Here is a 25,193-nt window from a genome sequence, read left to right on the forward strand (position 1 = left end):
CATTAGCAGGGAGCAGTCAGTACAACTGACCTGGCTGAAATGACATAGCACCGCAAATAAGGTGCAATTAAAATGCAGAATTTATCTTATGAATTCAACTTTCTATCTTCCGCGCAGCCTCTCCAACAACGATAGTGTTTACACTGAAGAAGCATTGCTGGCGGCTTCAAATCACATTGTTGTTTTAGCAGAGCCCGGAGGCGGAAAAACTGAACTTATGAAAAGTCTAGCTCGGCAGCTAGGAACTTCCACAGTTACCGCAAATAAGTTCAAGCAGTTAGGTGCTGATGTCGAAAATCACCCACTCGTGATCGATGCTTTTGATGAGCTGGCCAAACTCGATCAAACGGGGATTCATAGCCTTCTCGCTAACGCCAGAAAAGCAAAGCCAACTCGCGTCATCATTTCGAGCCGATCCAGCGAGTGGGGCACAGCTGCCACAAATGCCTTCGAAGAGTATTTAGGATGCGCACCGCTGGTGGTTAGGCTATGCGAGTTTGAAGAGGGCGAACAGCGAGAAATTTTTCATCATCATGTTCGGGGTGAGGAGTTTTCAAAATTCCAAACGGAAGTAGCTCGATTTGACTTAGGATCGTTACTCCCGAATCCCCAATTTCTCAAGATGTTCGCAGACGCCTATATCGAAAGTGGCAGACGCTTCACAGATAAAAGAAATATATTCTCGCAAGCGGTCGAACGGTTGGCGAAGGAAGCTAACGTCAATGTAGCGCAGACGCTATCCAGCACGCAAAGGGTTGCTCTGTCGTCTGAAGTGTTCGCAAAGCTTTTGTTGTCCGGAGCAGAAGGAATAGGGACGAGCGAGTTAACCGCAGATCGAATCTATCCATTGTTGGCATCACTCTTTGACAGACACACAGCAGCTGAAGGCATCTTGGCAACTCGGCTTTTCAAACCTGGAGAAAGTGCGGATCAGCATCGGCCCGTTCACAAGATCGTTGCTGAATACTGTGCGGCAGACTACCTTGCAAAGCGAATTGCTGATCCGGTTGATCCGCTGACATTATATAAATGCCTACCAATCATAGCTCCGAACAACGTAGTTCGAGATGAACTCCGCGGATTACTGGGTTGGCTCGCGGCACTAGGCGACAGATCCGTTCAAGAGGTTGCTATTAAGCTTGATCCCTACGCGGTGCTTGCTAACGGTGATCCCTCTCAACTTGAACACTCGTCAAAACGCCTACTTATACAGGGATTGAAAGAAGTTGAAACGAAGGACCCCTATTTTCGCCGAGGGGATGCATGGCGCAGGTTCAGTGCTTCAGGCCTCTTCACTCAAGAGGTAATGACAGAGATCAAACCCCTGCTAGCGAGCGGCAGTGAAGGGCATTTGCGTGATCTAATTCTTGAGCTATTGACGGGGTCACCAGCGATTACGCATCTGACACAAGAACTGCGTCAACTCGTATTGAACTCAAGCGAAAGCGAACATACTCGCTTGTTGGCTAGTAGATGTCTGCTCGACCTTTCGGACTACGACCATAGTGCTGATTTAGGAGTATTAGTCTCTGAAGCTAGTCATACTTCTCTGAAAATTGCGGTATCCATCCTTACGGCTATAGGCGCAGAATCATTGGGTTTAGCTTACCTCTCCAGCTTCTTTCGAGTCTGCTCAAACCTTTACCCTAATCAGAAAGAATCTTACAGATCCACAATCGGTACTCGCTATTTCATACGTCGTTTTATTGGCGGACTCGATTTGAAGTCAATTGAGTGGCTACTTGATGATCTAACTAATGACCTTGTTTGCACATGCAGAAAAAAATATTACGAATGTGATTGTCGAATTGGAGTCAGCAAGATTGTTGGTCTAATGCTGGATCGATACTTCGAGTTGGCAATGCCTCCTTTTGCGCCAAAAAAAGTTTGGCATTGGATCGGAAATCTGATTTTTCATGAGCAGAAATCAGCTGCTCAGAGCAAGGCAGTTCAAGTGCTTCAAAATGATGATGGATTGCGCCAGGGGATTATGGCACTAGCACTTGGAAATCTTACCAATGGCGACGATATTTTCGAAACTAAAATTCAGAAATTTGATTTCCATTCTCACTCTGGCCTTCGGTTTCAATCCACTGATTACAACTTTATGGTCGATCTTGCGTTTGAAGTTGATAATCCGGTCTTGTGGGCGAGTTACATCGCTATGCATAACGTTCATCAAAGTAAAGCACTGCGGGGCCCGAATAAACTGCGTCGGCACATGCGTGAACAGGCATTGGAGAAATCTTCTTTGATGCGCGAATGGGTAAAGTTCAACAGAGCTGCCGCGCAACTTTCACAATCTCAACAAAAAAGCATGTTTTCCCACAGGCGTAGGATGAAACGCCGCAATCGGGAACAAAATCACATCAATAATTTAAATGCCCAGTATTTGCGGGACAATCGAGAGCTTGTTGAAAGTGGTCGGCATTGGGGTTATCTTGCGCGCTTTGCAGATTTAGCACTTAACTCCCCCGATAAAATTGAGTTTGAGTTCGACGATGGAACAATTGTTAGTAAAGCTCTCAGGAACTGCCTAGATTTCATTGCTCCCGATGTCCCTAATTTACTCAGGCTTGCGGAATTACAATGTGCATCACAGGGCGCATGCACTGAGCCTGTTCTCTTTGCAGCTTGCTTGGAAATCATGCGCAGCGACGGAAACCTGCAAAATGTCGATCTACCGTTACTTAACGCACTGCGAACAAATCTCGACATGGGCTACAGTGCAGTATCCGATGAAGAACGCCAAGCGCTGAAAAATGAAGTCAACCGCCTGATTTTCGCAGCCGCGGGAAGTGCCGAAACCTTTCTCCGGCAGTACGTCGAGCCCCAACTCACACAAAAGGGTTGTCAACATCCCGATATTTGGTTGTTACGCGGTGATGAAGTTTTCAGCCACTTGAGGGCGACAATCTCAATAGAATGGCTTGACCGATTTCCCGATCTGAAGCTCGGATCGCTTGATACGCTCTTTGAAATTGCGGCTGAGTTCGGTGATCGCGATGCCCTTCAAAAGATCATCGCAGAGCGCTGCTCAGCTTTCATGTCCGCGTGGCCCAGCCCAACTGGCGATGAAGACCTCGAAAACAGGCGCGTGTTTTGGCTCGTGCGCGCTTTTTATTTTTTAGGGAACACTCCTGGAGCGTACTGGAATTGGCTTAAAACTGACAGGGACACCATATTTTTGCTTAAAGGGCGCTCTGCGCGATTTAACTATGGCGAACACTCGCATTGGCCCAATCTCACATTAAGCAAAGTGGTGGCTGTTCTAGAGGCATTTATTGACAAGTGGCCGAAGGTAGACCTCCCGGGCCACTGGGGTACGGGAAGCCCCAGCGGAGAAAACGCATACCGCTTTTTGACAGAAATCGTTTGGCTAATCGAATCAGATGTCTCCGATGACGCCGTCCCTGTCATTGATCGCCTCCTTGCCGATCCGAAGTTCACAGACTTTTACAACGATCTTAAGAGCATTCGTGCAGGTAAAATTAGTCAGAAAGCACGGAGGGATTTCGAACCGCCGACGCCACAAGAAATCGTCGATCGTCTGGATCGCGACATGGTGGTGAATGTTGAGGGCTTGCGCCAACTCGTTCTCCAGGAGCTTCAGGATTTTCAAAAAGCAATAAACGGTGGTGAATTTAACTCTGCAGATCGCTTTTACGACGATGGTAATCACTTGAACGAAGTACGAGCTACCGAGATCATTGCTGAACGTCTTAGCCTAATACTCAAGCCGCAGGGCATCGTAATTACGCCGGAGCACCAGCTGAAAAGTGCCAACCGCAGCGACTTCACGGCGACAAAATTGATTGGCGGTACAAGACGGCTGCTTGTGATTGAGGTAAAAGGTCAGTGGCATAGAGAGTTATATACTGCGGCGGCGGCGCAACTATATTCGCGCTACTCCATCCATCCCGACGCTGAAAACCAAGGCATTTATCTTGTGATCTGGTTTGGCCAAGATGTGAACGTCGCAGGAATAAAAAACCGAAATATCACCACCGCTCAGGAACTGAAATGCAGCATCGAGAAAACGATGCCGCCAGAGCTAGCTGGACTGATTGATGTGTTCGTTCTGGACGTTTCTAAATCCTAAAATGCGACGATAAAAGAACGAACCGTAAGCCGAGCGCAGCAGGTCTAGAATTGGCCAACTAACGCACTCCGCTCATCCCTAGTTTTAGGGGCGGGCGGAATTACCGCCTCTGGCCGGTTGCTGCCGGATACAACTGGCAGCTTATGGCCTAGAGCTCCATGTCGCGGAGAGCAGCTCTAAAGTTCGAGGTGAACGGTTAGGGCACCCCTGAGCGAATTTAACCAATTATGTTGGGTTCATCGTGTGGGTTTCACGATCTCGCCGACGCGTCGATAAACTGTTTCTGTTATGCGTTTATCGGTATGCCCAAGCAGTCGGCTGGCATGACCAAGGTCGTCAATCTCACTGGCTGCCTTCGGCCGGATATCCCTGAACTGAAACTGTCGAATGCTTGAAGCGAGTTGCGCATCTCCGTCCTCTAGAGCTTTCGCGATAGCAACATTGCGTGCATCGTCGAATCGTAGGCGAAGCATTGGCGCGGTCACGCGGCGACCATCCTCCGTAATGATCAAATACGGGTTTCGTACTGCGCGCGCCTTCCGCTGTACGAGCAGCTTTTCTATCAGCTCACCTAAACCGTTAATGATCTCGCCTGCATCGAGCCGGATGCGGAGCTTTTTCGAGGTCTTGCCCTGCGCAACCAGCAGAAAGCTGTTGGTGACATCCGTAGCGCGCATGGATAGGACATCAGCAGGGCGCTGGCCCGTAAGATAGGCCAGGTCCATGGCGTCTTTGAGTTCTGGCACGGCAACACCATAGACGGCATTCCAGATCGCGGCATCAGCATAAAAGTCACGTGGTGTCTCTTTGTTTTTGCGCACACCGGAGGCTGGATTTTCCTTGTCAGTGATACCCCATTCCCTGGCAATGTTATAGATGTGCGAGAGCAGTGAGATCTCGCGATTTGCCCGAACCTTCCCGGTCCGTTTGTCGCGGTACTGGGCTATCACCTGTGGTGTCACCGCATTGATCGGCGCTTCGCTGAATGCTTTCCTGAGTTGCGTGAGTGAAAGCAAGTTGTCCTTTTGGGTTCTAGGCTTTTTCGCCGGAATGATCTCGGCTTCGTATCGGTCGAAAACTTTTCCCAGAAGGGTGTTCTTTTGCGGAATTGGTTTGCAATCGAGTTTCGCCCATTCCGCCTTGGCGACATCCAAGTCGCCACCCAAAGGAATTTCCTTCCTCTTCCCCTGATCATCTCTCCCGTCGTAGTAATACCCGACCCACTCTGAGCCGTTTTTCATTGACCTGACCCGCCTGATCATTCGAGGTGGCAGATCCCGATTTGCAGCCTTTCTTGGTCGCATTTTTACCCCACGCGTGAAAGATCTAGCGACCAGGCTTCAGCCGCAATATTGTCAGATGAAGGCTTCACACCGGACAGTTTCATTCGGGCGTACACGCGACCAACAACGGGTCGTCTTGCACCTGTAAGTACGTATTTCCAGCCATTTCGATTGAGCCAGTCCAGCTGCAATGAAGGTCGTTGATATCCGGTGATTGCGACCAGTTCGTCCTCGGCAAGAGTTTCGCTATTAATTTCCATGTTTATCCCTTTCTAAATTCGCTTCTGCTTGTATGGGGTCGCCCTGTTGGCGTTGCATGCTCTCGTCGGCTTTGTAGGCGCGGATGTCGATCAGCGAGGCGACGTGCCGGATGTGGGCGTATTTGAGAGCCTTGCGGCTGGTGTCCAGCGTGGTGATCGGAAGCTGGATCCGGCCGCTGTTGATCTCCGTCACGAACGACTGCTCGTTGAGATTGCGAAAGTACTGCTCGCGGACTTTTTCTAGCGGGATCAGGACGTCACCGAAGATTCGATAGAGCAGTTCGACGGTGGCCGATTCGGGCGCCGGATGCAGACGAAGCGGATTCTGTGCAGCGTTACTCATGGACTTTTCGAGCCTCCTTGCGTTGTTGTCGTGCCGGGTGGTTCCAGGCGTTCAGGCAGTGGCGTCTGGTCAGCTCGCGCAGATGTTCGGGCACTTCGAGGAGCGCGGCGTTGCGCTCCTCGCGTGTGCGCATAGCAACGATCTGGCGGGCGTAGTCCCTAGGCCACGTCACGGCGATCTGCCGGGATGGCAGGAAGATCAATGTCCAACTGCTCGGCCAGCCAGCGGATGCCGCCTTGCATGACGCGGGTCGACTGGCTGTACTGCATTCCGCATTTTTCGTCATACCAGGGGCTGTCCTTGACCCGCAGATACGCTTTGTCGCGCTTCGGGTCCGCCGGCAGGTTTCCCTTGAGCAAACCTTTTTCTCGCATGAGAGCGATCAATTTGGGGCGAGTGAGGCCGAGTTGTGCGGCTGCTTGGGCGAGGGTGCGTTCCATATCGTCCTCCTCATGCCGCGTGTGCAGCAGGAGTGGCCGCTGCAGCAAGGTGGTTGATGGACTCAAGGAGCCTTGCGTAGATCTCGGCATCGGAGTCATACAAGGTGAAGCAGCGCGTATGCGGACTCTTGTTGCCGATGCTCAAGATCGCGGTGACGCCGCGGCGTGTATGAGTACGATGCAGCGCCACATGCAGGGGAAGTTGAAAGCCCATGTCGAGGCTCAGCACGCCGCCGGTGTGCACCAGTTCGAACAAGCGCTGCTTGTCCTGGGCTTCAAAGCGACCGTATTGACGATCCGCATGTGGGAGATGCACCAGATCGCTGGAGTTGCTCGCGTCGAACGGACCGTTGGCAATCTCTTCAATAAAGTCGGCCAGTTTGAGGTGCATCTTCTTGTCGTTTGGCAGGGTCAGCGTGTGGCGTTCGCTGCCCAGTTCCACGACAAAAGTGCTTTCCACTGCGCCGCGCTCAGCCTTGAGGCGGAATGCCAGGCATTCACGCTTCGGTGCTGTGCGCAGGACGTGGTTGAAGGTCTCGGTTAGGCTGACCTGGGCGTTAAGCAACTGCAGGGTGCGGTTGTCGATCTTGTACTTGATCATGCCGCATGCCCTCCACCGTTCGGATCGATAGGAGAGGGCTGGCAGGGCTTGGCGACAAGCTTGGGTTTGCTGTTACGAATGACGACCAGGCAGCCCGTGGTGAGCTGCAGCTGTTCAATCAGTTTGCGATTGCTGACGCATGCTGGATGGACATGCAAGGTTGCGGTGGTGCGCATAGGTATTGCCTCGCTCTGTGGTAAAGAGTGAGGCAAATATCAACCAGTGGTTAAATTATGTCAACAACCATCAGGTGAAAATATGGGGTTTACTATTCACTCGGGAGTGAATGAGCCAACGATTTTTCCGCAAATTTGCATTTCATCCGTCATTTCAATGATGGGGTATTGCGGGTTGATAGGTTTCAAGTAGTGCTTTCCGGCGTCCTTCACTAATACCTTGAACGTGGCTTCGTTGCTGCTCGGCAAAGAAGCGATCACTCGATCACCGTTGTTCACAGCGAGATCGGGATCGACAAAAATGATGCAGCCCTCTGGATAGCTGCGACCTGGGCCGGTATTTGTCATTGAGTCTCCGACAACGCGAAGCGCATACCCCGATCTGCTGATATTCACAGGGCAGGGCACCCACTGTTCGGCATGGAGTAGTTCGACGGTAGGGGCAATCTCGCACCAAGCTCCAGCTTGAACCCATGAAATCAGCGGCACTTTGTTCATGCTTGATGTCAAGGCGATAACGTTCTCGTCCTGCGCTACTTGCTGATTACCTGCTTCATGAGGAAAAACTGGCATGACCCCATGCTCAAGCCACTCCCTGCGCACGCCTAGCCAGGCGGATAGCGCCGTCAAACTATCGATTTCTGGAATAGCCGCCCCGTTTAGCCATTTACTGACGGCTTGGGCGGTCTTAACCACTCCCTTGGAGCTGAGCTGTTTGATGATGTCTGCCCCTCGGCCACGCTGACGAACGCCATTGGCGTCCAGTGCAGTATTAAGCCGCTCGGCAAACATAAGTCTTTCGGATTCTTTATCAATCATAGGTTGATAGTCACATAATGATTGCTAATCTGTCAGTTGAACATTATTATCAACCGACAGTTGAAAGGAGGCATTCATGCTTAACCCACAGAGCTTCCCAAATGCCATTGCCTTCGCCTTTGAGGCTGTAGGCGGTATTGGAGCAGCAGCACGTGTGTGTGGACGCAGTTATCAAGCACTCAACAAGTGGAGGCTAGCAGCTTCGTTACCACGCACCGATTACACAGGTGAGACGGAGTACGCGAAATTGCTTGCTGCAGCTGCACGAGAAAAAGGCAACCCATTCGAAGCCGATTGGCTGCTCGGAAAATCTGCACCACAGAAAGCTGCATAGAAAAAAGGCGACCCAAGGGTCGCCCAGTTTCTCCCGACAGCATCACCACAATGCGGTCGGGTCGCGATGTCGGAGGGTGAGCACACCACATGCCGCCGACCTTCATCGCGTTTCCAAGGCTTGGAAGCCTTGGTGTTGCTGCCGTTCTTACCACAGAGCTGGCAGCTGTTGCGCCAGGGGTGAACAACGGATTGTTCGCCCCGGCACGGTGCCGGTTGTCCCCTGCAAGGGTTACCGGCGTTTGGGCCTCTCCAGACCACGCGGCAAATGTATCACCAACTTCTGTCGCGTGGCACTGGCAACTTTTAGGATTAATGCCATGAGCCGTATCGCTCTCAGTTCTCTGGAACGGGCGCAGCGGGAAATCCTGCCGCTCGATTTAGCGCTGTACCACGCCGCTCGCGATTACCCAGGCGGCGCTGCTGCTATCGCTGCTACAACTGGTCGCAACCCGACCACGTTGCAGCACAAGCTGTCGCCAACCCATCCGAGCCACTCCATCAACATTCAGGAGTTTGGCGAGATCCTCGAACTGACCAAGGATCGCCGCATTCTCGATGCGGTGCATGCGCTGGTCGGCGACACGATCTGGCAGGAGCTGGCCGACACCTACACCAACGACATGCCCGAGACCCTCACCACCGGCATCGCCGAATACTTCCGCCAAGTCGCTGATCTGGCCGAGACCTGGGCCAAGAGCATCGGCGACGGTGTCGTCACCGATCAGGAACTCGCGGCGATTCGTCTGCAGGTGTTCCGGGGCATTCAAGGGCTGCTCGGGTTGTTCAACCGCGCCACCTACGTCAACCAGACGACGCGAGGTGCTGACCGTGGCTGACATCGCCGATCTCGCTAACGACCTGGTGCAGGAACGCATTGATCAGGCCATGGCGGCGCGCAGCGCTGCCAAGGCCGAAAGCGCTGCCCATTCCTTGCTGTTCTGTGAAGCCTGCGACGACCCGATCCCGGAAGCACGCCGCCTGGCTCAACCGGGTTGCTCGCAATGCATCAGCTGCCAGTCCCTCTCTGAGCGGGGTATTCAGCATGCTCGATGAGGTATTGGGCCAATTCGCCGATTACGGTCTGGAGCCAGCGCAACCGCTGGTGTTCGGCAAGCTGACCCGCTGCAAGACATCGCAGGACAAGGACAAGGGCAAGGAAAAGAACGGCTGGTACGTGGTCCACGAGCAGCGCACGGAGAAGGGCGACACGCTGATCTTCGGCGCTTTCGGTGACTGGCGTTCGGGCGAGACGCAGAAGATCAAGGTCAAGGCCGGGCGCATGTCGCCGGAAGAGCGCGAAGTGATGCGCGCCCGCCAAGAAGAAGCCAAGCGCCGTGCCGCCGAAATCGCGAGTAACGCTGCGCGGCGGGCCGCGAAAAGGGCGCAGGGTTTGTTCGAGCGTATGCCGACCACCGGGCGCAGCGACTACCTGGACCGCAAACAGATCGTCGGTATCAAGGTGCGTTACGCGACGCGCACCGGTGCGGTACTGGTCCCGATGAACAATGCTCGTGATCAGATCATGGGCCTGCAGGTGATCTTCCCGAACAAGCAGGAAGACACTGGCCGCGACAAATCCTACTGGCCTTACGGCATGGCGAAGGAGGGCACATTCCACCTGCTTGGTCCGCACCCGGTGCCGGGCGAACCGGTGCTGGTCTGTGAGGGTTACGCCACCGGCGCCAGCCTGCACATGGCGACCTCTCTCGCTGTGGCCGTAGCCTTCGATGCGGGCAACCTGTTGGCCGTGTGCAAGGTCATGCGCGAGCGCTTCGCCGGTTGCCCGCTGATCATCTGCCGCGATGACGACTGGAAGACCACCAAGCCCAACGGCGATGCATGGAACCCGGGTGAAGAGAAGGCTAGCAACGCCGCGCTGATCGTCGGTGCCCAGGTCGTTGCGCCGATCTTCTCGATTGAACGTCACGACAAGTGGACCGACTTCAACGATCTGCATGTCGCCGAAGGCCTCGACGCAGTGCGTCGACAAGTCCTCGCGGTGGTGCGCCCACCCGCAGCTGGTGGCTGGAAAGATCAACTCGCCCGCAGCGAGAGCGGCGCCCTGATCGCGCACATGCAGAACGTCGAATTGATCCTCGCTCACGACGAACGCTGGGCCGGGGTGATCAGCTACTGCGCCTTCAGCTCGAAGATCGTCAAGTTGCGTGCTGCTCCTTATGGCGGTGGTACCGGCGAGTGGGCAGACATTGATGATGTGCGCGTGATGAAGTGGCTCGCGCAGCAGTACAACCTGCGTGTGAAGTCCTCGCACGTGATCGAGGCTGTCAGCGTGGTTGCACACGACCACGCCTTTCACCCGGTGCGCGAGTACTTGAAGAAACTGGAATGGGATCGTGTGCCGCGCCTGGAGCGGTGGCTGACGGATGTCATGGGCGTGAAGACAACGGACTACACGTCCAAGGTCGGCAAGCGCTGGATGATCTCGGCCGTCGCGCGGGTGATGAAGCCCGGCTGCAAGGCGGACTCGGTGATGATCCTCGAAGGCGTGCAAGGCGCCGGTAAGTCGACCGCCATGAGCGTGCTCGGCGGTGAGTGGTTCATGGACACGCCGTTTGCCCTCGGCGACAAGGATGGCTTTCAGGCGATTCGCGGCAAGTGGATCGTTGAGCTCGGCGAGCTGGACAGCTTCAACAAGGCCGAGAGCACCAAGGCCAAGCAATTCTTCTCGGCCTCGACCGACACCTACCGCGAAAGCTATGGCCGCAGAACGCTGGACGTGCCACGCCAGTGTGTTTTCGTCGGCACGACTAACCAGGACGAATACCTCAAGGATGCCACCGGCAACCGACGCTATTGGCCGGTGGCCTGTACCAAGGTCGACGTGGCGTTGCTGCGCGAGATCCGCGATCAGCTGTGGGCCGAAGCGATGTTCTGCTTTGAGGCCGGCGACCTCTGGTGGGTAACACGAGAGGAAGCGCCGATGTTCAGCGAGGAACAGGACGAACGCTTTGTAGTGGACGAATGGGAAACGCCCATCCTGACATGGCTTGAAGAGTCGCAGATCGGCGAGACCACCACCGGCAGTGAGGTGATGAGTCAGGCGCTCAAGCTCGATCCCGGTCATTGGGGGAAACCGGAGCAGATGCGCGTGGGGGCGATCTTGCATCGACTGGGCTGGCGACGTTTCCGTTTGGGCGCCTTGAGCAAGAGCGGCCAGCGGCCATGGGCGTACAAGAAACCGGAGGGTTGGGGCAGGGCGCCTGCGCTGGAACAACCTGAGTTTGAGGAGCCGTGCTTCGATGATTAAAGCGATCGATATGGCCCTCAAGCAGTGGGCGCAGGAGCTGCACAGCGACGAAGTGGCCGCTGGATACTCAGGTGGCAACATGGTTGCGATGATGATGGAGAGTGGGGGGCAGCTCGTGCGCGGCAGGCGCGGGAGCAGGGTGCCGCTGGAGGTTTCTCTGGACATCGAGCGGATCGTCAAGAAACGCCTTGATCCCGAGCTGATGACGGTCGTCAAGGTGCATTACTTCCAGCCCGACGCACCTCTCGCTGCACGTCTGGCACGCAGTGGCTGCACACGCAACCTCTACTACCAGCGCCTGCATGACGCTCACATCGTGGTCGAGCACTTCCTCCTGGGGGAAGCGGCTTGATCGTGGGCAGTACTCTGGCTCACGCCGTCCCACCGGCCTGCCTCCGTCCCACCGCTTTTTGCGGTGGTGGGACGGGCGCAGGCCCCGTCGTTGTTGGGCTGTCCCACCGTCCTACCTTTTTCATGTCTCCCGCCCGTGTATGCGTAGCGGGCATCAATGCGCGTGTTCACGCGCACGCGTGTTTTTAAATATTCTCTCTATACACGAGAAAGGAGAGTTAAAAGTAGGACGGTGGGGCAAGGCCCCAATCTGCGGGGCTTTCAGACGTCCCACCTAGTTTTGGAGAGGTGGGACGCATGGGACGCCGGAAAAGCAAAAGACAGCCGGGATAGATATTCACCGACATTCGCCAGCCGTTCACCGGGCGTAACCCACACATTCACCGGATGGCATTAAAACGGTCTTGCTGCCACCAGAATCGACCTGTAAAAAGGGGCCATCTTCGATGGGTGCGACCGCAAAGCGCGGCAGGCCATCCACCACCTGACCCGGCCATTGCGCCGGGTCTTTTTGTTTAAGGGGCAGCGCAATGACGAACGAGCAACAGGCACTGGCAGAGATGCCGATCTGGTTGGTGATTGCCCTGTCCCTGGTTGGCGGTGTGTCCGGCGAGATGTGGCGCGCTGACAAGGATGGGGCACGAGGCTGGGCATTGTTGCGCCGCCTCGCACTTCGGTCCGGCGCCTGCATCGTCTGCGGCGTGTCAGCAATGATGTTGCTGTTCGGCGCGGGCTTATCGATCTGGACGGCGGGCGCCCTGGGTTGCCTGACCGCGATGGGAGGCGCGGATGTCGCCATCGGCTTGTACGAGCGCTGGGTGGCCAAGCGGCTGGACCTGAGCGAGGCCGAGCCGAAGGCATGAGCCGAGCAGGCCGGGTAGGGCGCCGAATTTACGGGTCCTCCCTGAGGGCCGCCCCCTACACGGGTTATCGAACTCGCGGAATCTCTCTAGCTGAAACCTTCGCAGGGATGTCCGTCTTTCCAAACGGCAGGGACTGCTCAGCGCTGATAACGATCACGTATGTGTTGGTTGTAGTAGGCGCCCTTGGATACAGCGGATATCAACCCGTTGTGTATGGACAGGGGGACATTGTAGAAATCGTAAGAGTGTCCCTGTTGAAAGCGGATCCTCATCTGTTTGGTGCCTGGATCATAACCAACAGCGGTCATTGCACTGGAGTACACGGCAATCATTTCCATGACATCTCTCCCCGCTGACGGATCATCAACAGAGACTAGTCGAAAGGGGTGAGCCTGCGGCCCCGCCCGACAAAAAAGCGCCGGGGACCCTGAGGACTTTCAAAGGACACGGGGTCGGAAACCCGCGGGATCGTGTTAGTGGGAGACCCGCCAGCTTACTGAAATTTCAATCCACTGAAATCTTGAAAGGATTCATTGAAAAGCCGCTGAAAAGGAGGGCTTATGAGCACAGCTACGTACCTGTCGAAGAGCGCCTTTGCTGCGCACATCGGACGGTCGCCGAGTTACATCACCTGGCTGAAGGAAAACGGTCGACTGGTCCTGTCTCCCAATGGCAAGCAGGTCGACGTTCTGGCCACCGAAGCATTGATCCGCGATACCGCTGACCCGAGCAAGGCTTCCGTCGCTGCTCGCCACCAACAGGAGCGGCTTCAACGTGATGTGTACAGCCACGTCGCTGCAAAATCCGAGTCGACTAACATGGCTGCGCCCCCGCCCGTTGATCTCGCGCAAGGGCAGTCCCCGGACTTTCAGAAAGCGCGTGCACATCGCGAGCACTACTTGGCGCGGATGGCTGAGATGGAGTTTCGCAAGGCGCAGGGGGAGCTGGTGGAAACCAGCTTTGTGCAGAAAGCCGCTTTTGAAACGGCGCGATCGCTTAATCATTCGCTAATGAGCCTGTCGCCGCAATTGGCGCCAAAACTCGCCGCGCTGTCGGATCCGTGGGAGGTGGAGAGGCAGCTAACGGCTGCGCTGCGCCAACGACTTAACGAAGCGGCACAAGTGTCAAGCGATGACTTTGGATTTGCGTTGAGCGAGTGCTAAGGATATCCGCTGATAGGCATTTTTCTGCTCGCATCGGAATTGATTGGCGCCTGCTTCCAGTCAGTATTAGCCGTCGGCGTAAAGTGTTATCACGCGCCTACCAATGCAGCAGGCGAGTGTAATTTTGAATCTACCACCGCATGCGTAGTCACCCATTTTAAGATCTGGATATGCAGGTGCTTGTCAGAAGGTTATCGCTCTACTGCGACGCACTTGATCTCCACGAGAAGGCCAGGTCGAGCTAATTCACTGACACCAATGCAGGTCCATGCACAAGTGCTTCTCGGAAAGACTTTATCCTTTACGCGTCTGAAAATTGGCATGTGACGGTGCATGTTGACGTGGTAAGTTGTCATTTCTACGACATCTTCAAATTTACAGCCACCTGCCTCCAAGACGATCCGGAGATTGTCCCATGCAGCAAAAAACTGCTGCTCAGGTTCTTCAATGACGGATAATTCCGGCGTCCTGCCTACCTGACCCGCGCAGTAGAGAGTTTTTCCTACCTTTACTGCTGGTGCATAACCCGCGCGCTCGTAGATCAATCTCATGCCATCTGGAACAATGATCTGACGGTCAGTCATGATTGCGGAGCCCCAAGTTAGAACGGTTACGAAAGCTAACTCAGGGGCCAGAGCCGCGTCCACTCAGTTCACTTCTCATCTATTAATCAACCCCACAGGTGCTTTTAGCCGCTGCTGAGTCTTTTTGAACTCATTACCTAATGTGGCTACCTCGATCGATGCAAAAGGCGCGAGCCGGTAGCGTTACTGATCAGAAGCATTTCGATGGTTGGTTCGCTGCTAGGCTGGCTCGTCAGTTCGTGTCGTCATCACCTTGAAATATATCTGCGTAAAGTCGCGCGACTGTAGGGGTAAGGTTATGACCGGCAGGAATGAGAAAGTCGGCGTGTGGTGCGAGCCGTTTTACGTAGATGACTTCGTAAACCCTGCGCACGATTCCAGGTGCTGTTTCTTCCCGGTCCAAGCCAGGCATTATCCCTACCGCTTTGTAACCGGCTTGCTCCAGTGCTTGTTGCATATACGGCGTGCGGGTTGTTGCCATGCCATAGATCAGCCCCGCGCCCATGAACGTGCCGATTTTTTCTCCCAGGTCCTGGGCCGCAACGGCCAGTCTGGCTTGTCTGTGCGGTTTGGCTACCGCGCCGACCCGCCCGAAAATAACGTCAGCACCGTCAATTTTTTCCCACGTGGCGATAGCGACAATCTCATCGTTCTGGCGGACGACGGTAGCGAATATGCCTCGATCCGGATCGTCTTCGAGCACCACGTTGTCTGCGTAGAACTGCTGGTCCAGAAACGGGCTTGCCAACCCCACCGAAATGGAGGGAAACCATGTCCGGAAAAAATCTGTCGCGACATTGATCTCCTCACGTTTCAGGTAATCCCAACTGTAGCCATAGGGTAAATCGGTGAAGCTGCGAATTTGCTCGATCGTTGGCCATTTCATGCGGTTCTGCTCGTTTGTCTGATTGCTTCGATAAGTGGCGCCGGGGTCAGGCCCGAGGGTCAGGGTTATTGGCGGGTGCCGGGGCATGCCTGGCGGCGATCTGCCTGTGGCGCTCGACCACTTCGCCAATGACCAACTGCATCAGCCTCTGCACGATGGCCGTATCCAGCTCGGCCTCCTGAGCAAGTGCTGCCAGACGCTGGTATTGCTGCTGCTCTCTGGCCTCGTCTACCGCAGGCAACTGATATCGGGCCTTGAGCAATCCGACCTCATCGGTACAGCGAAACCGTTCCGCGAGCAGGTGGATGAGGGCGGCGTCGATATTGTCGATGGTTTTCCTGAATGTTGAGAGTTGACGCGCGATGTCGGAGTTTTCCATGAATGACCTCGTGACAGGTGTTCGAAAGAGCTTCTCAATGATTCGTCTGCTGAGCAAAAACCGACCAGTCCTTGTCGCCATCTCCCCTGGCTACCGCCGACGTCATTTTCAATCGCACGGCATCCGCCGCTGGCAACTCCAGCCCCTTGAGACGACCCGCATCGATCGCCAGATTCATATCCTTGAGGCCAAGCGACAGTTTGAATCCCGGTTCAAAATTGCTGCTGACGATGTTCTGCCCATAACGTTGATAACTGGGGCAGGCGAACAGGGTCTGGGTCATGAGCTTGATGAAAATCGAAGGGCTCAGTCCGTGGCGTTGAACGAGTCCGCTGGCTTCGCCCAGCGACTGGATGGCTTGGGTGATCATCATGTTGCCGGCGATTTTCGCGATACAGGCCTGTTCAGGTTGGTCGCCCAGATACCAGGTTTTTTTCCCGAGCAGGTCGAACAGCGGTTGGACGGTCGAGACAGCGGCCTGCGATCCGGCCGCCAGGATATTCAACTCGCCCTTGGCCGCCACGGCGGGCACGCCGAAGACCGGCGCCGCGATCAATGGCATGCCGACGGCTTCATGTTCGCGCTGCAACTCCAACATCAGCGAAGGCGACAAGGTCGACATCACGACATGCACGCAAGCTTTGTCTGCAGTTTCCAGAACAGCGCTGGAGAGCAGCACTTGCCTGACGGCGGCATCATCGGCCAGAAGAGTGATGACTACCTCTTGCTGGAACGCCGAGGCCGGCGTTTCGATAACGCTGATGCCTTCGAGATCCTTGATCGCCGCCTGACTGCGGTTCCATGCCGAGACGTGATGGCCAGCGCGGACGAGCAGTGGAATGATGGCTCTGCCCATGCATCCCACTCCGATAAAACCAATCTTCATTTGCAGTCTCCGGTTGGTATTCGACGACGGTGAATGCAGACAAGTATGTCGGGCACGGGATTGCTACGGCACTGCCATTGCTGCACTCTCACTGTTCATTTTTGTACGGGGGCGGAGCATGGACTGGAGTGATGTGCGGGTCTTTCTCGCGATTGCCCGCAGCGGGTCATTAGGGGCTGCCGCCAAGCTGTTGGGGGTCAGCCATCCGACCGTGGGGCGGCGCTTGCAGGTGCTGGAACAGTTCAGTGGCCAACCCGTTTTCCTGCGTACCAACCAAGGTCTCGTGTTGACCGACAGCGGCGAGAAGCTCCTCAGCCTCGCGCAGGAAATGGAGCAAAGTGCGTTGGCCATCGAAAGGCGCCTCGCGGGGGACAGCGCACAGCCCGAAGGTGTGCTGCGCATTTCCTGCGCTGACTGGTTCGCCTGTTATGTGCTGGCCCCGGTGCTGAGTGAACTGGGCCGGCGTTATCCATTGATCGTGCCCGAGGTCATTGCCGGGCATCGATTGTTTGATCTGGCTCGCCGCGACGCCGACATCGCGTTTCGAATCGTTCCGTTCACCGAACCCGATATCGTGCACCGCAAGCTGATCTCCCTGACTTACGGGTTATACGCAGCCGTTGGATCTGCTGACCCTGAGCCACAGGGCGCCGGGCTGGGTCTGATCACCATGAGTGTTGCCCAGTCTCATTATCCCGATGTGCAGTGGCTGCAGCAGCGTTACCCTCTGGCGCGTACCGTGTTTACCAGTAGCAGCCGCACAGTCCAGGCGCAAATGTGTGCGCAGGGGCAGGGCGTCGCGGTATTGCCCCGCGCTTTGGGCGACCAGTTGACGGCGCTGCGTCTGATCGATTCAGATGAACCGCCACCAGGCCGCGACATTTGGATGGGCTACCACCAGGACATGCGCCAGATGGACAGTCTGCGCGCGCTTGCCGACCTGGCCTCCGTCATGATTGGCACTCAGGCAGGCGGTTGATTCACTCTGCCGGCTGCATGGCCGCCGTTTGCAGCTCTGCAGCAGATTGGCGCGCCAGACTCAGACTCAGTCCTGCGCCTACCACCAGACACGCAGCGATGCACAGTATGGCGACGGTGAAGGCGTGGGTGATGGCCGCCGCGTCCGTGTCCTTGCCCAGAAGCGTGTAAAAAATGCCACCGATGATCGCTACGCTCAGTGCCGTGCTGATTTGCAGTGTGGAACTGGTGATGCCCGCAATCATGCCGGAATACGCCGGTGCCACGCGTCCAGTGATCATGCGCATCAATGTCGGAAGGGCCAGTCCTTGTCCGAAACCGATCAGAAAGAGAATCACGGCAAGGGACAGCGCAGAGGGCGTGACGGCGGTTGGCGTGTGCGCCACGAGCCAGGCCAATAGCACGAACCCCAGCACTTCGAGTGCCATTCCGAAGGGATTCACATAAGACCCCAGCAAACGCCGGAATAGATGGGTGGCGAGCGGCCCCAGCAAGAAACCAGCGCCGAATGGCAGAAAGACCAGACCTGCACTGAGCGGGCTCGTATGCAGCGCTCCCTGTAAATAGATGGAAAACAGCAGGAAGAACACGCCGATCGCGTAAAAAGTCAGCGCCACCAGCAATGCCCGGCCCAGCCCGGGCGCACGCAGTGCAGCAGGGTTCAGCAACGGCGCGCCTTGCGCTTGATACAAGCGGGCTTCGTAGCGCCAGAACAGCCAGGCCAGCAGTGGCACCGCCGCCAGCGACAGCCAGGCCCACCACGGCCAGCCCGCTTCACGTCCCTCGATCAGTGGAACGATCAGCGCCGCAAGCGTCACCATCGACAACAGCGTTCCACCCAGATCCAGCTTGCTGGTCTGGGGTGCGCGGGTTTCCTTGACCACGGGGATGGCGATCAGAATGACCAGCAACGCAATCGGTAGATTCACCAGAAATATCGACCGCCAGCCCAGGTTCATCAGGTTGAGCGAGATCAGAATCCCGCCAAGTGCCTGGCCGACTACCGACGCCAAACCAAACACCGCACCGTACAGGCTCAACGCCAAGGGTTTTTCCGACTCAGGGAATATCGCCTGCACTGAAGCGAGTGCCTGCGGCGCCATGACAGCGGCCGTCACGCCTTGCAGCGAGCGTCCGGCGATCAACACCCAGGGTGACTCGGCGACACCGCAGATCAGTGAGGCGACGGCAAAGCCAATCAGGCCAACGAAGAACATTCTCATGCGGCCAAAGATGTCGCCAAGCCTTCCGCCGGTGATCAGTGTCACGGCATACAGCGCCGCGTAAGAAGAGATGATCAACTGTTCGGCAGAGGAGGCCGTGCCCAGCGATTGCTGAATCGAAGGCAGCGCTACGTTCACGATGAAGAAATCCAGCGGCGGCAAGAATGCACCGACCAACAGGATGGCGAACATCAGCCAGCGCCGCTGTTCCGGAAGGGCTACTATTTTCTCAGGCATAAGGTCTCCTTTCTGAAACCCTTCGGCTCCAGAATATTTTCGATTGCGAGTCATGCTTTGAATAAGCTGACTTCAATCTAAACGATCAAACCCTGGCTGACGCCTCACATAAATGAACGGCCAATGTTCATTTATGGCAGTGCCGCTGCGCCCCTGCCTCCTCGCAAAATGGCCGCACTGTGGTTCCAGTCGAGCCACACAACCGAAATCGAGGAGTCAGTTATGTCAGGTAAATTCGCTGATCAGGTCGCAGTCGTCACCGGCGCGTCCACCGGGATCGGATTTGCGATTGCACAGGGTTTGATTGCCGAGGGCGCCAGGCGCGTTTACATCACCGGGCGTTCTGCAGCCACGCTGGAGGCTGCGGTGGCCAAGCTTGGCGACAGGGCGGTCGCGGTCATTTCCGATGTCGCGCGCCAGGTTGATCTGGACGAGCTCAAGGCGACGATTGAGGCGCACGGCGATCAACTGGACTCAGTGTTTGCCAATGCGGGTATTTGTGAAAAGAACCCGCTGGGCGAGACCACCGAGGCCGCCTATTTCAACATGTTCGACATCAACGTAAAGGGAGTCTTTTTTACTGTACAGACGTTGATGCCATTGTTGAAAAATGGCGCTTCGATCGTGCTGACGGCCTCTATCTGTTCCAGCAATGGCATGGAAGGACTGAGCCTCTACAACGCCTCCAAAGCCGCGGTACGTTCCTTTGCCAGGACGTGGGCCAACGAACTCAAAGGTCGCAAGATCAGAGCGAATGTCCTGAGCCCTGGCTTCACCCGCACACCGCTGATGGATAACGGCTTGAAGATGAGCGAAACCGACGTCGCCGCGCTGCGTCAGCACGTCGAGCAGATCACGCCATTGGGGTACATGGCCGAGCCTGAGGAAATCGCCTCGTCGGCGCTGTTTCTTGCGTCTGCCGATGCGAAATATGTCAACGGTGTGGAGTTGATGGTCGACGGCGGCCTGTCGCAGATCTGACCACGTGCTCAACCTAGCGCAGCCCTCGCGCAGGGCTGCCTTCCTCGCTTATGCGCAGCCCCTGCAGGAAACCTCATCATGAACAATGAACAACTGACAGCCCGACTGGACGCCCTGGAAAGTCGCGCCGCCATCGAGTCGCTGATCAGCGCCTACGCCAATGCTTTCGACCGCATCGACGCCTCGCTTCTTAGCTCAATCTGGCACGAAGAGTCGACACTGGATCTACCGGGTTTTGGCCAGGCTGGAAACCGTGACGAAATCCTGGCGATGGCGCAAAACAGCTGGCGCCAGATGCCCCATATGCACCACTGGATGGCCAACCCGCTGATTGAAATCGAGGGTGACAGCGCAGTGGGCACGGTAGCTGCGGATTGCCTGTTTCATGACATTGAAAAAGGCCCGGTGCAAGTCAGCGGTCTTTACCACGACAGGTTTGAACGTCGGGACGGAAAGTGGGCGTTCCTGTCACGTCGTTTTGAAATGCATTTCCTGACGCCGTTAAAAGATTGGGTACCCGCAGCGGGCGAAGAACAGTTTGCACCGTTCGAGCAGCTCAAGGGAACGACAGCGAAAAACGAATAGTCCCGGCCCTTGGCTGTTCGACACCCACGTGGCCGTCATGCAGTTGCATGATGGCCACGACAATGGCGAGGCCAAGCCCGTAGGAGTCGGAATTCTGGTGCCGAGACGCATCGCCACGGTAAAAGCGGTCGAAGAGTTTGCCCAGGGTTTCGTCGCCCAGCACCGGCCCTTGGTTCTCCACCTCAATCCGGGCACCTCCGTGGGTTTCCAATACCCGTATCAGAATCTCGGTGCCCTCGTAAGCGTAGCGAACAGCGTTCGCCACCAGGTTGCTCAACGCTCTGCGCAGCAGCAAGGGGTCAGCGAGCACGATACCATCGCCCGTTATTTGGAAGCTCATTCGCCGCTCTTCAGCCAAACCCTCAAAATACTCAGCGATGCGCTGTGATTCGTCATGCAGCGACAGTTGCTGGCGCTCCACTACGGCTTGCGCTTCATCGGCGCGCGCCAGAAATAGAATGCTTTCGACGATGCGCGAGATCCGTTCGAGTTCTTCAAGGTTCGAAGCGATCAGCGCCTGATATTCGTCCTCGCTACGGCGTTGGCGAAGGGCAACCTGACAATGTCCCATCAACGACCCGACCGGCGTGCGGATTTCATGGGCAAGGTCGGCGGAAAATTGCGTCAGTCGCTGATAACCCTGAGCAAGACGATCAAGCATCGCGTTATAGGCGTCACTCAGCTGTTGCAATTCAACCGGCGTATCGGCGCTGTCCATACGGCTGTGCAGACGCTCAGGCGTTATGGCTGCGGCATGGGCGGCCATTTTGCGCAGCGGACGCAGCCCGCGACGCAATAACAGATAACCCAGCAACGCGGTTGCCAGAAAGGCAAGGGCCACGGCCAGGTAGATGCGCTCGCGATACGCTGCAAGCATCGCCATTTCCTTGCCCATAAGGTGGGCGGCCGTCAATCGGACTACACGGCCACCCGACGTCGTGACTACGGAGGCGGCGCGCAGCCTTGTTCCCGAGTCGGTCACGCCGCTGCGCAGATCACTGACGCTCAGCTTTGTGTCCTGGCCGATCACCGGCAGTTCAGGCAACGTGACGTTGAGTGGATTGACCTGGATGACCGGTGGCTGCCCCGGCTCTTCAATGATGAAGATGTCGTCTTCGCTGTCGAGCATGTTCTTGAAAATCTGCGGGCTGTCGCGCAGCTTTTCGATGGCGAGTTCGTAATGCAGGAGCTTGCGAAAATGCTCCAGACGGCCCATCACCGCGTGATCGCTGTAGACCAATACCGAGGCCTTCATCGTCTGATACAGATAGAAGCCCGCGCCGGCCACGGCCAGCATCGCGACCATGGCAAACGCCACGGTCGATCGCAGCGTCAGCGAGGGTTGGCGTCGGGACCGCATGGCCTCACCTCGCAGACATAGCCGATACCGCGAATGGTATGGATCAGCTTGATCGGGTAGGGCTGGTCGACCTTGTTGCGCAGGCGCTTGACAGCGACGTCCACCACGTTGGTATCGCTGTCGAAATTCATGTCCCAGACTTCCGAAGCGATTTGTGTCCTGGACAACACATCGCCGGCTCGACGGAGAAACAGATGGAGCAGGGCGAACTCCTTGTTGGTCAGCACGATCACCTGTTGTTGGCGGGTCACGCGGCGCCGGACCAGATCCAGTTCGAGATCGGCAAGGTGGAAATGGTCGGCTTCGCGCACGACACCGCGGCGCAGAATAGTGCGGATGCGCAACAGCAGTTCGGTAAACGAAAAAGGTTTGATCAGGTAATCATCGGCGCCCAGTTCCAGACCGCGAATGCGGTCTTGCAACTGGTCGCGCGCGGTAAGGAACAGCACGGGTACGTCTTGTCTGGCGCGCAACAGCTCGATGATCTGAAACCCGTCAATCCCGGGCAACATCACGTCCAGCACGATCAGGTCATAGGTCGTATGCAAGGCCATGTGCAGGCCGTCAGCGCCATGCTGGGTCCAGTCGACGTTGTAACCGGACTCACCGAGCCCCTTTTTCAGGTACTCACCTGTTTTGGTGTCATCTTCGATCAGCAGGATATGCATCGTCAGGCGCGCTCGGGTTTCTTCATGACGGGGTTAAGTCCGCGACATCGGTATCTCGGCTGTGCAGTGTAACGGGATGAGCGGGCGCAGTCGGTTACATTTCTGTCATACATGGTCAGGGTTGGCGAATGACAAAAATGTCATTCGACGGTCATCGTGACGTCCCGGTCTGCGGTCGAGGATGGCGACACATCAACCCATGAGGAATCGTCGCCATGCAACTCAAAAACGCCCTGTCTACCACGTTCGGTTTGGTGATGCTCAGCGCTGCCGTCATTGCCACCGCCGCCGACATGCCGGTCATCAAACCACTGCGCGGTACGGTGGAAAGCGTCAGCAACAACACGCTGACCTTCACTGTCCGCTCTGGCGCCCAGCAGACGATCGGACTGACTGACAAGACCGGTATCAGCCGGGTATCGAAGGCCAATATCGACTCGATCAAATCCGACAGCTTCATCGGCTCGGCGGCCATCCCGCAGGCCAACGGAACCTTGAAGGCGCTTGAGGTCACGGTATTCGACGCCAGGCTCAAGGGCAGCGGCGAAGGTCATTACGGTTGGCAGAACGCAGACGGCAGCACTGGCACCATGACCAACGGCACCGTTGGCAAACTGTCCAAAACCGACGGCCGCACGTTGACCGTCAACTACCAGGGCGGCGAGAAACAAATCGTCGTGCCGGATGACGTGCCTATCGCCTACGTCGAGCCAGGCAAAGCCGATGAGCTGGTCAAAGGAACGAAAATCGTCGTGTTCCCCGCTGCAGATGGCACCGCACGCGGCATTGCAGTCGGCAAGGATGGCTTCCAGCCACCGATGTAATCATCTGAGAAAGCTTGAGCGTTGCCGTCTGGCAACGCTCCGCTACACGGAAGGCTTGCAAGGGGAACCACGTGAGACAGAAGAAACTGCATCCCTGGCCGGTTCGCCTCACCCATTGGCTCAATGCGGCCTGCATGGTCTGCATGTTCATGAGCGGTTGGGCTATCTACAACGCCTCGCCACTGTTCAGTTTCAGGTTTCCGGTGTCATTGACCGTGGGCGGTTGGCTGGGCGGGGCACTTGCCTGGCATTTTGCGTTCATGTGGCTGCTGCTGATCAACGGCGCAATCTATGTGCTGTACGGGTTGGCCAGTCGTCATTTCAAACGTGAGCTGCTGCCCATCGGCATTGCCGCATTGAAGCATGATCTGACCGATGCCTTGCGCTTTCGGCTGGTGCATGAAAAGGGTGTCTATAACGCAGTACAGCGCCTGATGTACTGGATCGTGCTGGCGGCAGGTGTACTGATCGTGATCTCGGGTGTAGCGATCTGGAAACCGGTTCAACTTCAAGAGCTGGTCGCGTTACTGGGCAGCTACGACGTTGCTCGTTACGTACATTTTGCGGCCATGGCGATGATTGCAGCGTTTGTAGTGATTCACCTGGTCTTGGTGATTCTGGTACCAAAAACCCTGGTGCCAATGATCACGGGTGGAGTGCGGACGCCTAATAACGAGAAAAATGGGTCATGACTGAATTTAAAATAACAACGCGTCAGCGCGTCAGGATTGAACCTGCGCAACAGCTTGAACTGGAAAACATTCAGCGCCGGCATTTTCTTCGGGCCGGCCTGACGGTTGGCGCGATGTCGATGCTGACCGGTTGCAACCTGCAGGACGGCGATCAGGTCGACAAAGTGCTTTGGGCCATGTCGCGTTGGAACGACCGGGTCCAGGCGTGGCTGTTCAGTGGACGGAAACTGGCGCCGACCTTCGCCCGCGCGCAGATCACCAAGCCGTTTCCGTTCAACGCTTTCTATGGTCAGGACGATATCCCTGAAGTAGACCTGACCAGTTACTCGCTCGCCGTCTCCGGCCGGATCAGGGACAAGGCGCCGTGGACACTCGAAAGCTTGCGCAAGCTGCCGCAACGCAGCGATATCACTCGGCTGATCTGTGTTGAGGGCTGGAGCGCGATCGGTCAATGGGGAGGTGTACCGCTGAAAACCTTCCTGGAACACATCGGCGCCGACACCACAGCGAAATTTGTCGGTTTCAAATGTGCCGATCGTTACTACTCCAGTCTGGACATGCCGACTGCCTTGCACCCGCAGACGCTGTTGGCACTGGATTACGCTGACGTGGCGCTGCCGCCCGAGTACGGCTATCCGCTGAGGGTTCGGGTCCCCACCAAACTGGGATTCAAAAACCCCAAGCATGTTGTCGAGATTTTCGTCAGCAACGACAACCCGGGCGGGTATTGGGAAGACCAGGGCTACAACTGGTTCAGCGGGATCTGATGAAGCAAAGAACGGAACTGTCACGCCAGGAACACTGGCGAGATTCATGACACCAAGCGTGATATGAGGCATGCCGATGACCGGTATTTCTGCAGTACCGCCAGCACCATCCGACTGGCCAACATCAGAACCCAGGAT

The 25,193-nt window shown here is 56.2% G+C and carries 29 protein-coding genes; 14 read left to right on the top strand and 15 right to left on the bottom strand.

The window, feature by feature from the left end; translation table 11 throughout:
- The first annotated feature begins 88 nt into the window (after positions 1-88).
- On the top strand, positions 89-4,102 hold the full coding sequence (locus AB4N41_RS21100) for an NACHT domain-containing protein (protein WP_460137969.1): 4,014 nt from the start codon (positions 89-91) through the stop codon (positions 4,100-4,102).
- A gap of 236 nt (positions 4,103-4,338) precedes the next feature.
- On the opposite strand, the gene AB4N41_RS21105 is transcribed toward AB4N41_RS21100, so the two are convergent.
- The 7 genes from AB4N41_RS21105 to AB4N41_RS21135 all read right to left on the bottom strand — a co-directional run bounded on the left by AB4N41_RS21105 (position 4,339) and on the right by AB4N41_RS21135 (position 8,024).
- Positions 4,339-5,406, bottom strand: a complete 1,068-nt coding sequence (locus AB4N41_RS21105) for a tyrosine-type recombinase/integrase (protein WP_460137971.1) — start codon at positions 5,404-5,406, stop codon at positions 4,339-4,341.
- Positions 5,407-5,408: 2 nt separating this feature from the next.
- On the bottom strand, positions 5,409-5,645 hold the full coding sequence (locus AB4N41_RS21110; protein WP_460137973.1) for a DUF4224 domain-containing protein: 237 nt from the start codon (positions 5,643-5,645) through the stop codon (positions 5,409-5,411).
- On the bottom strand, positions 5,635-5,988 hold the full coding sequence (locus tag AB4N41_RS21115) for a pyocin activator PrtN family protein (protein WP_460137975.1): 354 nt from the start codon (positions 5,986-5,988) through the stop codon (positions 5,635-5,637). The genes AB4N41_RS21110 and AB4N41_RS21115 overlap by 11 nt, the downstream gene beginning before the upstream one ends.
- 158 nt (positions 5,989-6,146) lie before the next feature.
- A complete protein-coding gene (locus AB4N41_RS21120) occupies positions 6,147-6,428 on the bottom strand; it encodes a phage antirepressor KilAC domain-containing protein (RefSeq protein ID WP_460137977.1) in 282 nt (93 codons plus the stop codon).
- 10 nt (positions 6,429-6,438) lie between these two features.
- On the bottom strand, positions 6,439-7,029 hold the full coding sequence (locus tag AB4N41_RS21125; protein WP_460137979.1) for a hypothetical protein: 591 nt from the start codon (positions 7,027-7,029) through the stop codon (positions 6,439-6,441).
- On the bottom strand, positions 7,026-7,205 hold the full coding sequence (locus AB4N41_RS21130) for a hypothetical protein (protein ID WP_460137981.1): 180 nt from the start codon (positions 7,203-7,205) through the stop codon (positions 7,026-7,028). The genes AB4N41_RS21125 and AB4N41_RS21130 overlap by 4 nt, the downstream gene beginning before the upstream one ends.
- 96 nt (positions 7,206-7,301) lie before the next feature.
- The gene (locus AB4N41_RS21135) at positions 7,302-8,024 is read right to left on the bottom strand and encodes a LexA family protein (protein WP_258717592.1); all 723 of its coding nucleotides are present in this window, start codon (positions 8,022-8,024) and stop codon (positions 7,302-7,304) included.
- 76 nt (positions 8,025-8,100) lie between these two features.
- On the opposite strand from AB4N41_RS21135, the gene AB4N41_RS21140 reads away from it, so the two are divergent.
- The 6 genes from AB4N41_RS21140 to AB4N41_RS21165 all read left to right on the top strand — a co-directional run bounded on the left by AB4N41_RS21140 (position 8,101) and on the right by AB4N41_RS21165 (position 12,842).
- Positions 8,101-8,358, top strand: a complete 258-nt coding sequence (locus AB4N41_RS21140; protein ID WP_460137982.1) for a hypothetical protein — start codon at positions 8,101-8,103, stop codon at positions 8,356-8,358.
- Positions 8,359-8,677: 319 nt separating this feature from the next.
- Positions 8,678-9,196: a phage regulatory CII family protein gene (locus tag AB4N41_RS21145; RefSeq protein ID WP_009049401.1), complete on the top strand. Its 519-nt coding sequence runs from the start codon at positions 8,678-8,680 to the stop codon at positions 9,194-9,196.
- Positions 9,189-9,413, top strand: coding sequence for a TraR/DksA family transcriptional regulator (locus AB4N41_RS21150; protein ID WP_122707912.1), 225 nt, complete (start codon positions 9,189-9,191; stop codon positions 9,411-9,413). Before AB4N41_RS21145 ends, AB4N41_RS21150 begins: the two co-directional genes overlap by 8 nt.
- Positions 9,403-11,628 (top strand): VapE domain-containing protein, encoded by a 2,226-nt coding sequence (locus tag AB4N41_RS21155; protein ID WP_460137985.1) that lies wholly within the window; start codon positions 9,403-9,405, stop codon positions 11,626-11,628. The genes AB4N41_RS21150 and AB4N41_RS21155 overlap by 11 nt, the downstream gene beginning before the upstream one ends.
- Entirely contained in the window at positions 11,621-11,980 is a 360-nt protein-coding gene (locus AB4N41_RS21160) for a PA0613 family protein (protein ID WP_460137986.1), read from the top strand. The genes AB4N41_RS21155 and AB4N41_RS21160 overlap by 8 nt, the downstream gene beginning before the upstream one ends.
- Positions 11,981-12,509: 529 nt before the next feature.
- Complete coding sequence (locus AB4N41_RS21165; RefSeq protein ID WP_460137987.1) at positions 12,510-12,842, top strand: phage holin family protein; 333 nt, start codon at positions 12,510-12,512, stop codon at positions 12,840-12,842.
- A gap of 137 nt (positions 12,843-12,979) precedes the next feature.
- Here AB4N41_RS21165 and AB4N41_RS21170 read toward each other — a convergent pair whose 3' ends face one another.
- On the bottom strand, positions 12,980-13,180 hold the full coding sequence (locus tag AB4N41_RS21170; protein ID WP_460137988.1) for a KTSC domain-containing protein: 201 nt from the start codon (positions 13,178-13,180) through the stop codon (positions 12,980-12,982).
- Between the two features lie 222 nt (positions 13,181-13,402).
- On the opposite strand from AB4N41_RS21170, the gene AB4N41_RS21175 reads away from it, so the two are divergent.
- A complete protein-coding gene (locus AB4N41_RS21175; protein ID WP_460137990.1) occupies positions 13,403-14,005 on the top strand; it encodes a terminase small subunit in 603 nt (200 codons plus the stop codon).
- 191 nt (positions 14,006-14,196) lie between these two features.
- On the opposite strand, the gene AB4N41_RS21180 is transcribed toward AB4N41_RS21175, so the two are convergent.
- From AB4N41_RS21180 to AB4N41_RS21195, 4 genes are all read right to left on the bottom strand, one after another.
- Complete coding sequence (locus tag AB4N41_RS21180) at positions 14,197-14,589, bottom strand: RidA family protein (RefSeq protein WP_460137991.1); 393 nt, start codon at positions 14,587-14,589, stop codon at positions 14,197-14,199.
- Positions 14,590-14,821: 232 nt separating this feature from the next.
- The gene (locus AB4N41_RS21185; protein ID WP_110599395.1) at positions 14,822-15,475 is read right to left on the bottom strand and encodes a hypothetical protein; all 654 of its coding nucleotides are present in this window, start codon (positions 15,473-15,475) and stop codon (positions 14,822-14,824) included.
- A 46-nt stretch (positions 15,476-15,521) separates the two neighbouring features.
- Positions 15,522-15,854, bottom strand: a complete 333-nt coding sequence (locus tag AB4N41_RS21190) for a chorismate mutase (protein WP_042609810.1) — start codon at positions 15,852-15,854, stop codon at positions 15,522-15,524.
- Between the two features lie 34 nt (positions 15,855-15,888).
- Positions 15,889-16,740: an NAD(P)-dependent oxidoreductase gene (locus tag AB4N41_RS21195; protein ID WP_042609811.1), complete on the bottom strand. Its 852-nt coding sequence runs from the start codon at positions 16,738-16,740 to the stop codon at positions 15,889-15,891.
- Positions 16,741-16,858: 118 nt separating this feature from the next.
- On the opposite strand from AB4N41_RS21195, the gene AB4N41_RS21200 reads away from it, so the two are divergent.
- Complete coding sequence (locus tag AB4N41_RS21200; protein ID WP_122704478.1) at positions 16,859-17,719, top strand: LysR family transcriptional regulator; 861 nt, start codon at positions 16,859-16,861, stop codon at positions 17,717-17,719.
- A 1-nt stretch (position 17,720) separates the two neighbouring features.
- Here AB4N41_RS21200 and AB4N41_RS21205 read toward each other — a convergent pair whose 3' ends face one another.
- On the bottom strand, positions 17,721-19,232 hold the full coding sequence (locus AB4N41_RS21205) for an MFS transporter (protein ID WP_223631549.1): 1,512 nt from the start codon (positions 19,230-19,232) through the stop codon (positions 17,721-17,723).
- 168 nt (positions 19,233-19,400) lie between these two features.
- Between AB4N41_RS21205 and AB4N41_RS21210 the strand changes: the two genes are divergently transcribed.
- Positions 19,401-20,159 (top strand): SDR family oxidoreductase, encoded by a 759-nt coding sequence (locus AB4N41_RS21210; RefSeq protein ID WP_039760604.1) that lies wholly within the window; start codon positions 19,401-19,403, stop codon positions 20,157-20,159.
- Positions 20,160-20,237: 78 nt separating this feature from the next.
- Positions 20,238-20,744, top strand: a complete 507-nt coding sequence (locus tag AB4N41_RS21215) for a nuclear transport factor 2 family protein (RefSeq protein ID WP_042609814.1) — start codon at positions 20,238-20,240, stop codon at positions 20,742-20,744.
- On the opposite strand, the gene AB4N41_RS21220 is transcribed toward AB4N41_RS21215, so the two are convergent.
- The gene (locus tag AB4N41_RS21220) at positions 20,716-22,104 is read right to left on the bottom strand and encodes a heavy metal sensor histidine kinase (protein ID WP_039760264.1); all 1,389 of its coding nucleotides are present in this window, start codon (positions 22,102-22,104) and stop codon (positions 20,716-20,718) included. The two genes, AB4N41_RS21215 and AB4N41_RS21220, sit on opposite strands and share 29 nt — an antisense overlap.
- On the bottom strand, positions 22,077-22,772 hold the full coding sequence (locus tag AB4N41_RS21225; RefSeq protein WP_039760267.1) for a heavy metal response regulator transcription factor: 696 nt from the start codon (positions 22,770-22,772) through the stop codon (positions 22,077-22,079). Before AB4N41_RS21225 ends, AB4N41_RS21220 begins: the two co-directional genes overlap by 28 nt.
- 215 nt (positions 22,773-22,987) lie before the next feature.
- On the opposite strand from AB4N41_RS21225, the gene AB4N41_RS21230 reads away from it, so the two are divergent.
- The 3 genes from AB4N41_RS21230 to AB4N41_RS21240 all read left to right on the top strand — a co-directional run bounded on the left by AB4N41_RS21230 (position 22,988) and on the right by AB4N41_RS21240 (position 25,055).
- Positions 22,988-23,596, top strand: a complete 609-nt coding sequence (locus AB4N41_RS21230; protein ID WP_042609816.1) for a hypothetical protein — start codon at positions 22,988-22,990, stop codon at positions 23,594-23,596.
- Between the two features lie 134 nt (positions 23,597-23,730).
- Entirely contained in the window at positions 23,731-24,288 is a 558-nt protein-coding gene (locus AB4N41_RS21235; protein WP_431078550.1) for a cytochrome b/b6 domain-containing protein, read from the top strand.
- Positions 24,285-25,055 carry a molybdopterin-dependent oxidoreductase gene (locus AB4N41_RS21240; RefSeq protein ID WP_039760272.1) on the top strand — a complete coding sequence of 257 codons (771 nt, stop codon included), beginning with the start codon at positions 24,285-24,287 and terminating at the stop codon, positions 25,053-25,055. The genes AB4N41_RS21235 and AB4N41_RS21240 overlap by 4 nt, the downstream gene beginning before the upstream one ends.
- The last annotated feature ends 138 nt before the right edge of the window (positions 25,056-25,193 follow it).

The sequence above is a fragment of the Pseudomonas sp. S2_A10 genome (genome assembly GCF_054668465.1).

Bases quoted from the DNA above. Each gene is read 5' to 3' on its own strand.
- AB4N41_RS21100 (WP_460137969.1), top strand. From the start codon at position 89: ATGAATTCAACTTTCTATCTTCCGCGCAGCCTCTCCAACAACGATAGT.
- AB4N41_RS21105 (WP_460137971.1), bottom strand. From the start codon at position 5,406: ATGCGACCAAGAAAGGCTGCAAATCGGGATCTGCCACCTCGAATGATC.
- AB4N41_RS21110 (WP_460137973.1), bottom strand. From the start codon at position 5,645: ATGGAAATTAATAGCGAAACTCTTGCCGAGGACGAACTGGTCGCAATC.
- AB4N41_RS21115 (WP_460137975.1), bottom strand. From the start codon at position 5,988: ATGAGTAACGCTGCACAGAATCCGCTTCGTCTGCATCCGGCGCCCGAA.
- AB4N41_RS21120 (WP_460137977.1), bottom strand. From the start codon at position 6,428: ATGGAACGCACCCTCGCCCAAGCAGCCGCACAACTCGGCCTCACTCGC.
- AB4N41_RS21125 (WP_460137979.1), bottom strand. From the start codon at position 7,029: ATGATCAAGTACAAGATCGACAACCGCACCCTGCAGTTGCTTAACGCC.
- AB4N41_RS21130 (WP_460137981.1), bottom strand. From the start codon at position 7,205: ATGCGCACCACCGCAACCTTGCATGTCCATCCAGCATGCGTCAGCAAT.
- AB4N41_RS21135 (WP_258717592.1), bottom strand. From the start codon at position 8,024: ATGATTGATAAAGAATCCGAAAGACTTATGTTTGCCGAGCGGCTTAAT.
- AB4N41_RS21140 (WP_460137982.1), top strand. From the start codon at position 8,101: ATGCTTAACCCACAGAGCTTCCCAAATGCCATTGCCTTCGCCTTTGAG.
- AB4N41_RS21145 (WP_009049401.1), top strand. From the start codon at position 8,678: ATGAGCCGTATCGCTCTCAGTTCTCTGGAACGGGCGCAGCGGGAAATC.
- AB4N41_RS21155 (WP_460137985.1), top strand. From the start codon at position 9,403: ATGCTCGATGAGGTATTGGGCCAATTCGCCGATTACGGTCTGGAGCCA.
- AB4N41_RS21160 (WP_460137986.1), top strand. From the start codon at position 11,621: ATGATTAAAGCGATCGATATGGCCCTCAAGCAGTGGGCGCAGGAGCTG.
- AB4N41_RS21165 (WP_460137987.1), top strand. From the start codon at position 12,510: ATGACGAACGAGCAACAGGCACTGGCAGAGATGCCGATCTGGTTGGTG.
- AB4N41_RS21170 (WP_460137988.1), bottom strand. From the start codon at position 13,180: ATGGAAATGATTGCCGTGTACTCCAGTGCAATGACCGCTGTTGGTTAT.
- AB4N41_RS21175 (WP_460137990.1), top strand. From the start codon at position 13,403: ATGAGCACAGCTACGTACCTGTCGAAGAGCGCCTTTGCTGCGCACATC.
- AB4N41_RS21180 (WP_460137991.1), bottom strand. From the start codon at position 14,589: ATGACTGACCGTCAGATCATTGTTCCAGATGGCATGAGATTGATCTAC.
- AB4N41_RS21185 (WP_110599395.1), bottom strand. From the start codon at position 15,475: ATGAAATGGCCAACGATCGAGCAAATTCGCAGCTTCACCGATTTACCC.
- AB4N41_RS21190 (WP_042609810.1), bottom strand. From the start codon at position 15,854: ATGGAAAACTCCGACATCGCGCGTCAACTCTCAACATTCAGGAAAACC.
- AB4N41_RS21195 (WP_042609811.1), bottom strand. From the start codon at position 16,740: ATGAAGATTGGTTTTATCGGAGTGGGATGCATGGGCAGAGCCATCATT.
- AB4N41_RS21200 (WP_122704478.1), top strand. From the start codon at position 16,859: ATGGACTGGAGTGATGTGCGGGTCTTTCTCGCGATTGCCCGCAGCGGG.
- AB4N41_RS21205 (WP_223631549.1), bottom strand. From the start codon at position 19,232: ATGACTCGCAATCGAAAATATTCTGGAGCCGAAGGGTTTCAGAAAGGA.
- AB4N41_RS21210 (WP_039760604.1), top strand. From the start codon at position 19,401: ATGTCAGGTAAATTCGCTGATCAGGTCGCAGTCGTCACCGGCGCGTCC.
- AB4N41_RS21215 (WP_042609814.1), top strand. From the start codon at position 20,238: ATGAACAATGAACAACTGACAGCCCGACTGGACGCCCTGGAAAGTCGC.
- AB4N41_RS21220 (WP_039760264.1), bottom strand. From the start codon at position 22,104: ATGCGGTCCCGACGCCAACCCTCGCTGACGCTGCGATCGACCGTGGCG.
- AB4N41_RS21225 (WP_039760267.1), bottom strand. From the start codon at position 22,772: ATGCATATCCTGCTGATCGAAGATGACACCAAAACAGGTGAGTACCTG.
- AB4N41_RS21230 (WP_042609816.1), top strand. From the start codon at position 22,988: ATGCAACTCAAAAACGCCCTGTCTACCACGTTCGGTTTGGTGATGCTC.
- AB4N41_RS21235 (WP_431078550.1), top strand. From the start codon at position 23,731: ATGGTCTGCATGTTCATGAGCGGTTGGGCTATCTACAACGCCTCGCCA.
- AB4N41_RS21240 (WP_039760272.1), top strand. From the start codon at position 24,285: ATGACTGAATTTAAAATAACAACGCGTCAGCGCGTCAGGATTGAACCT.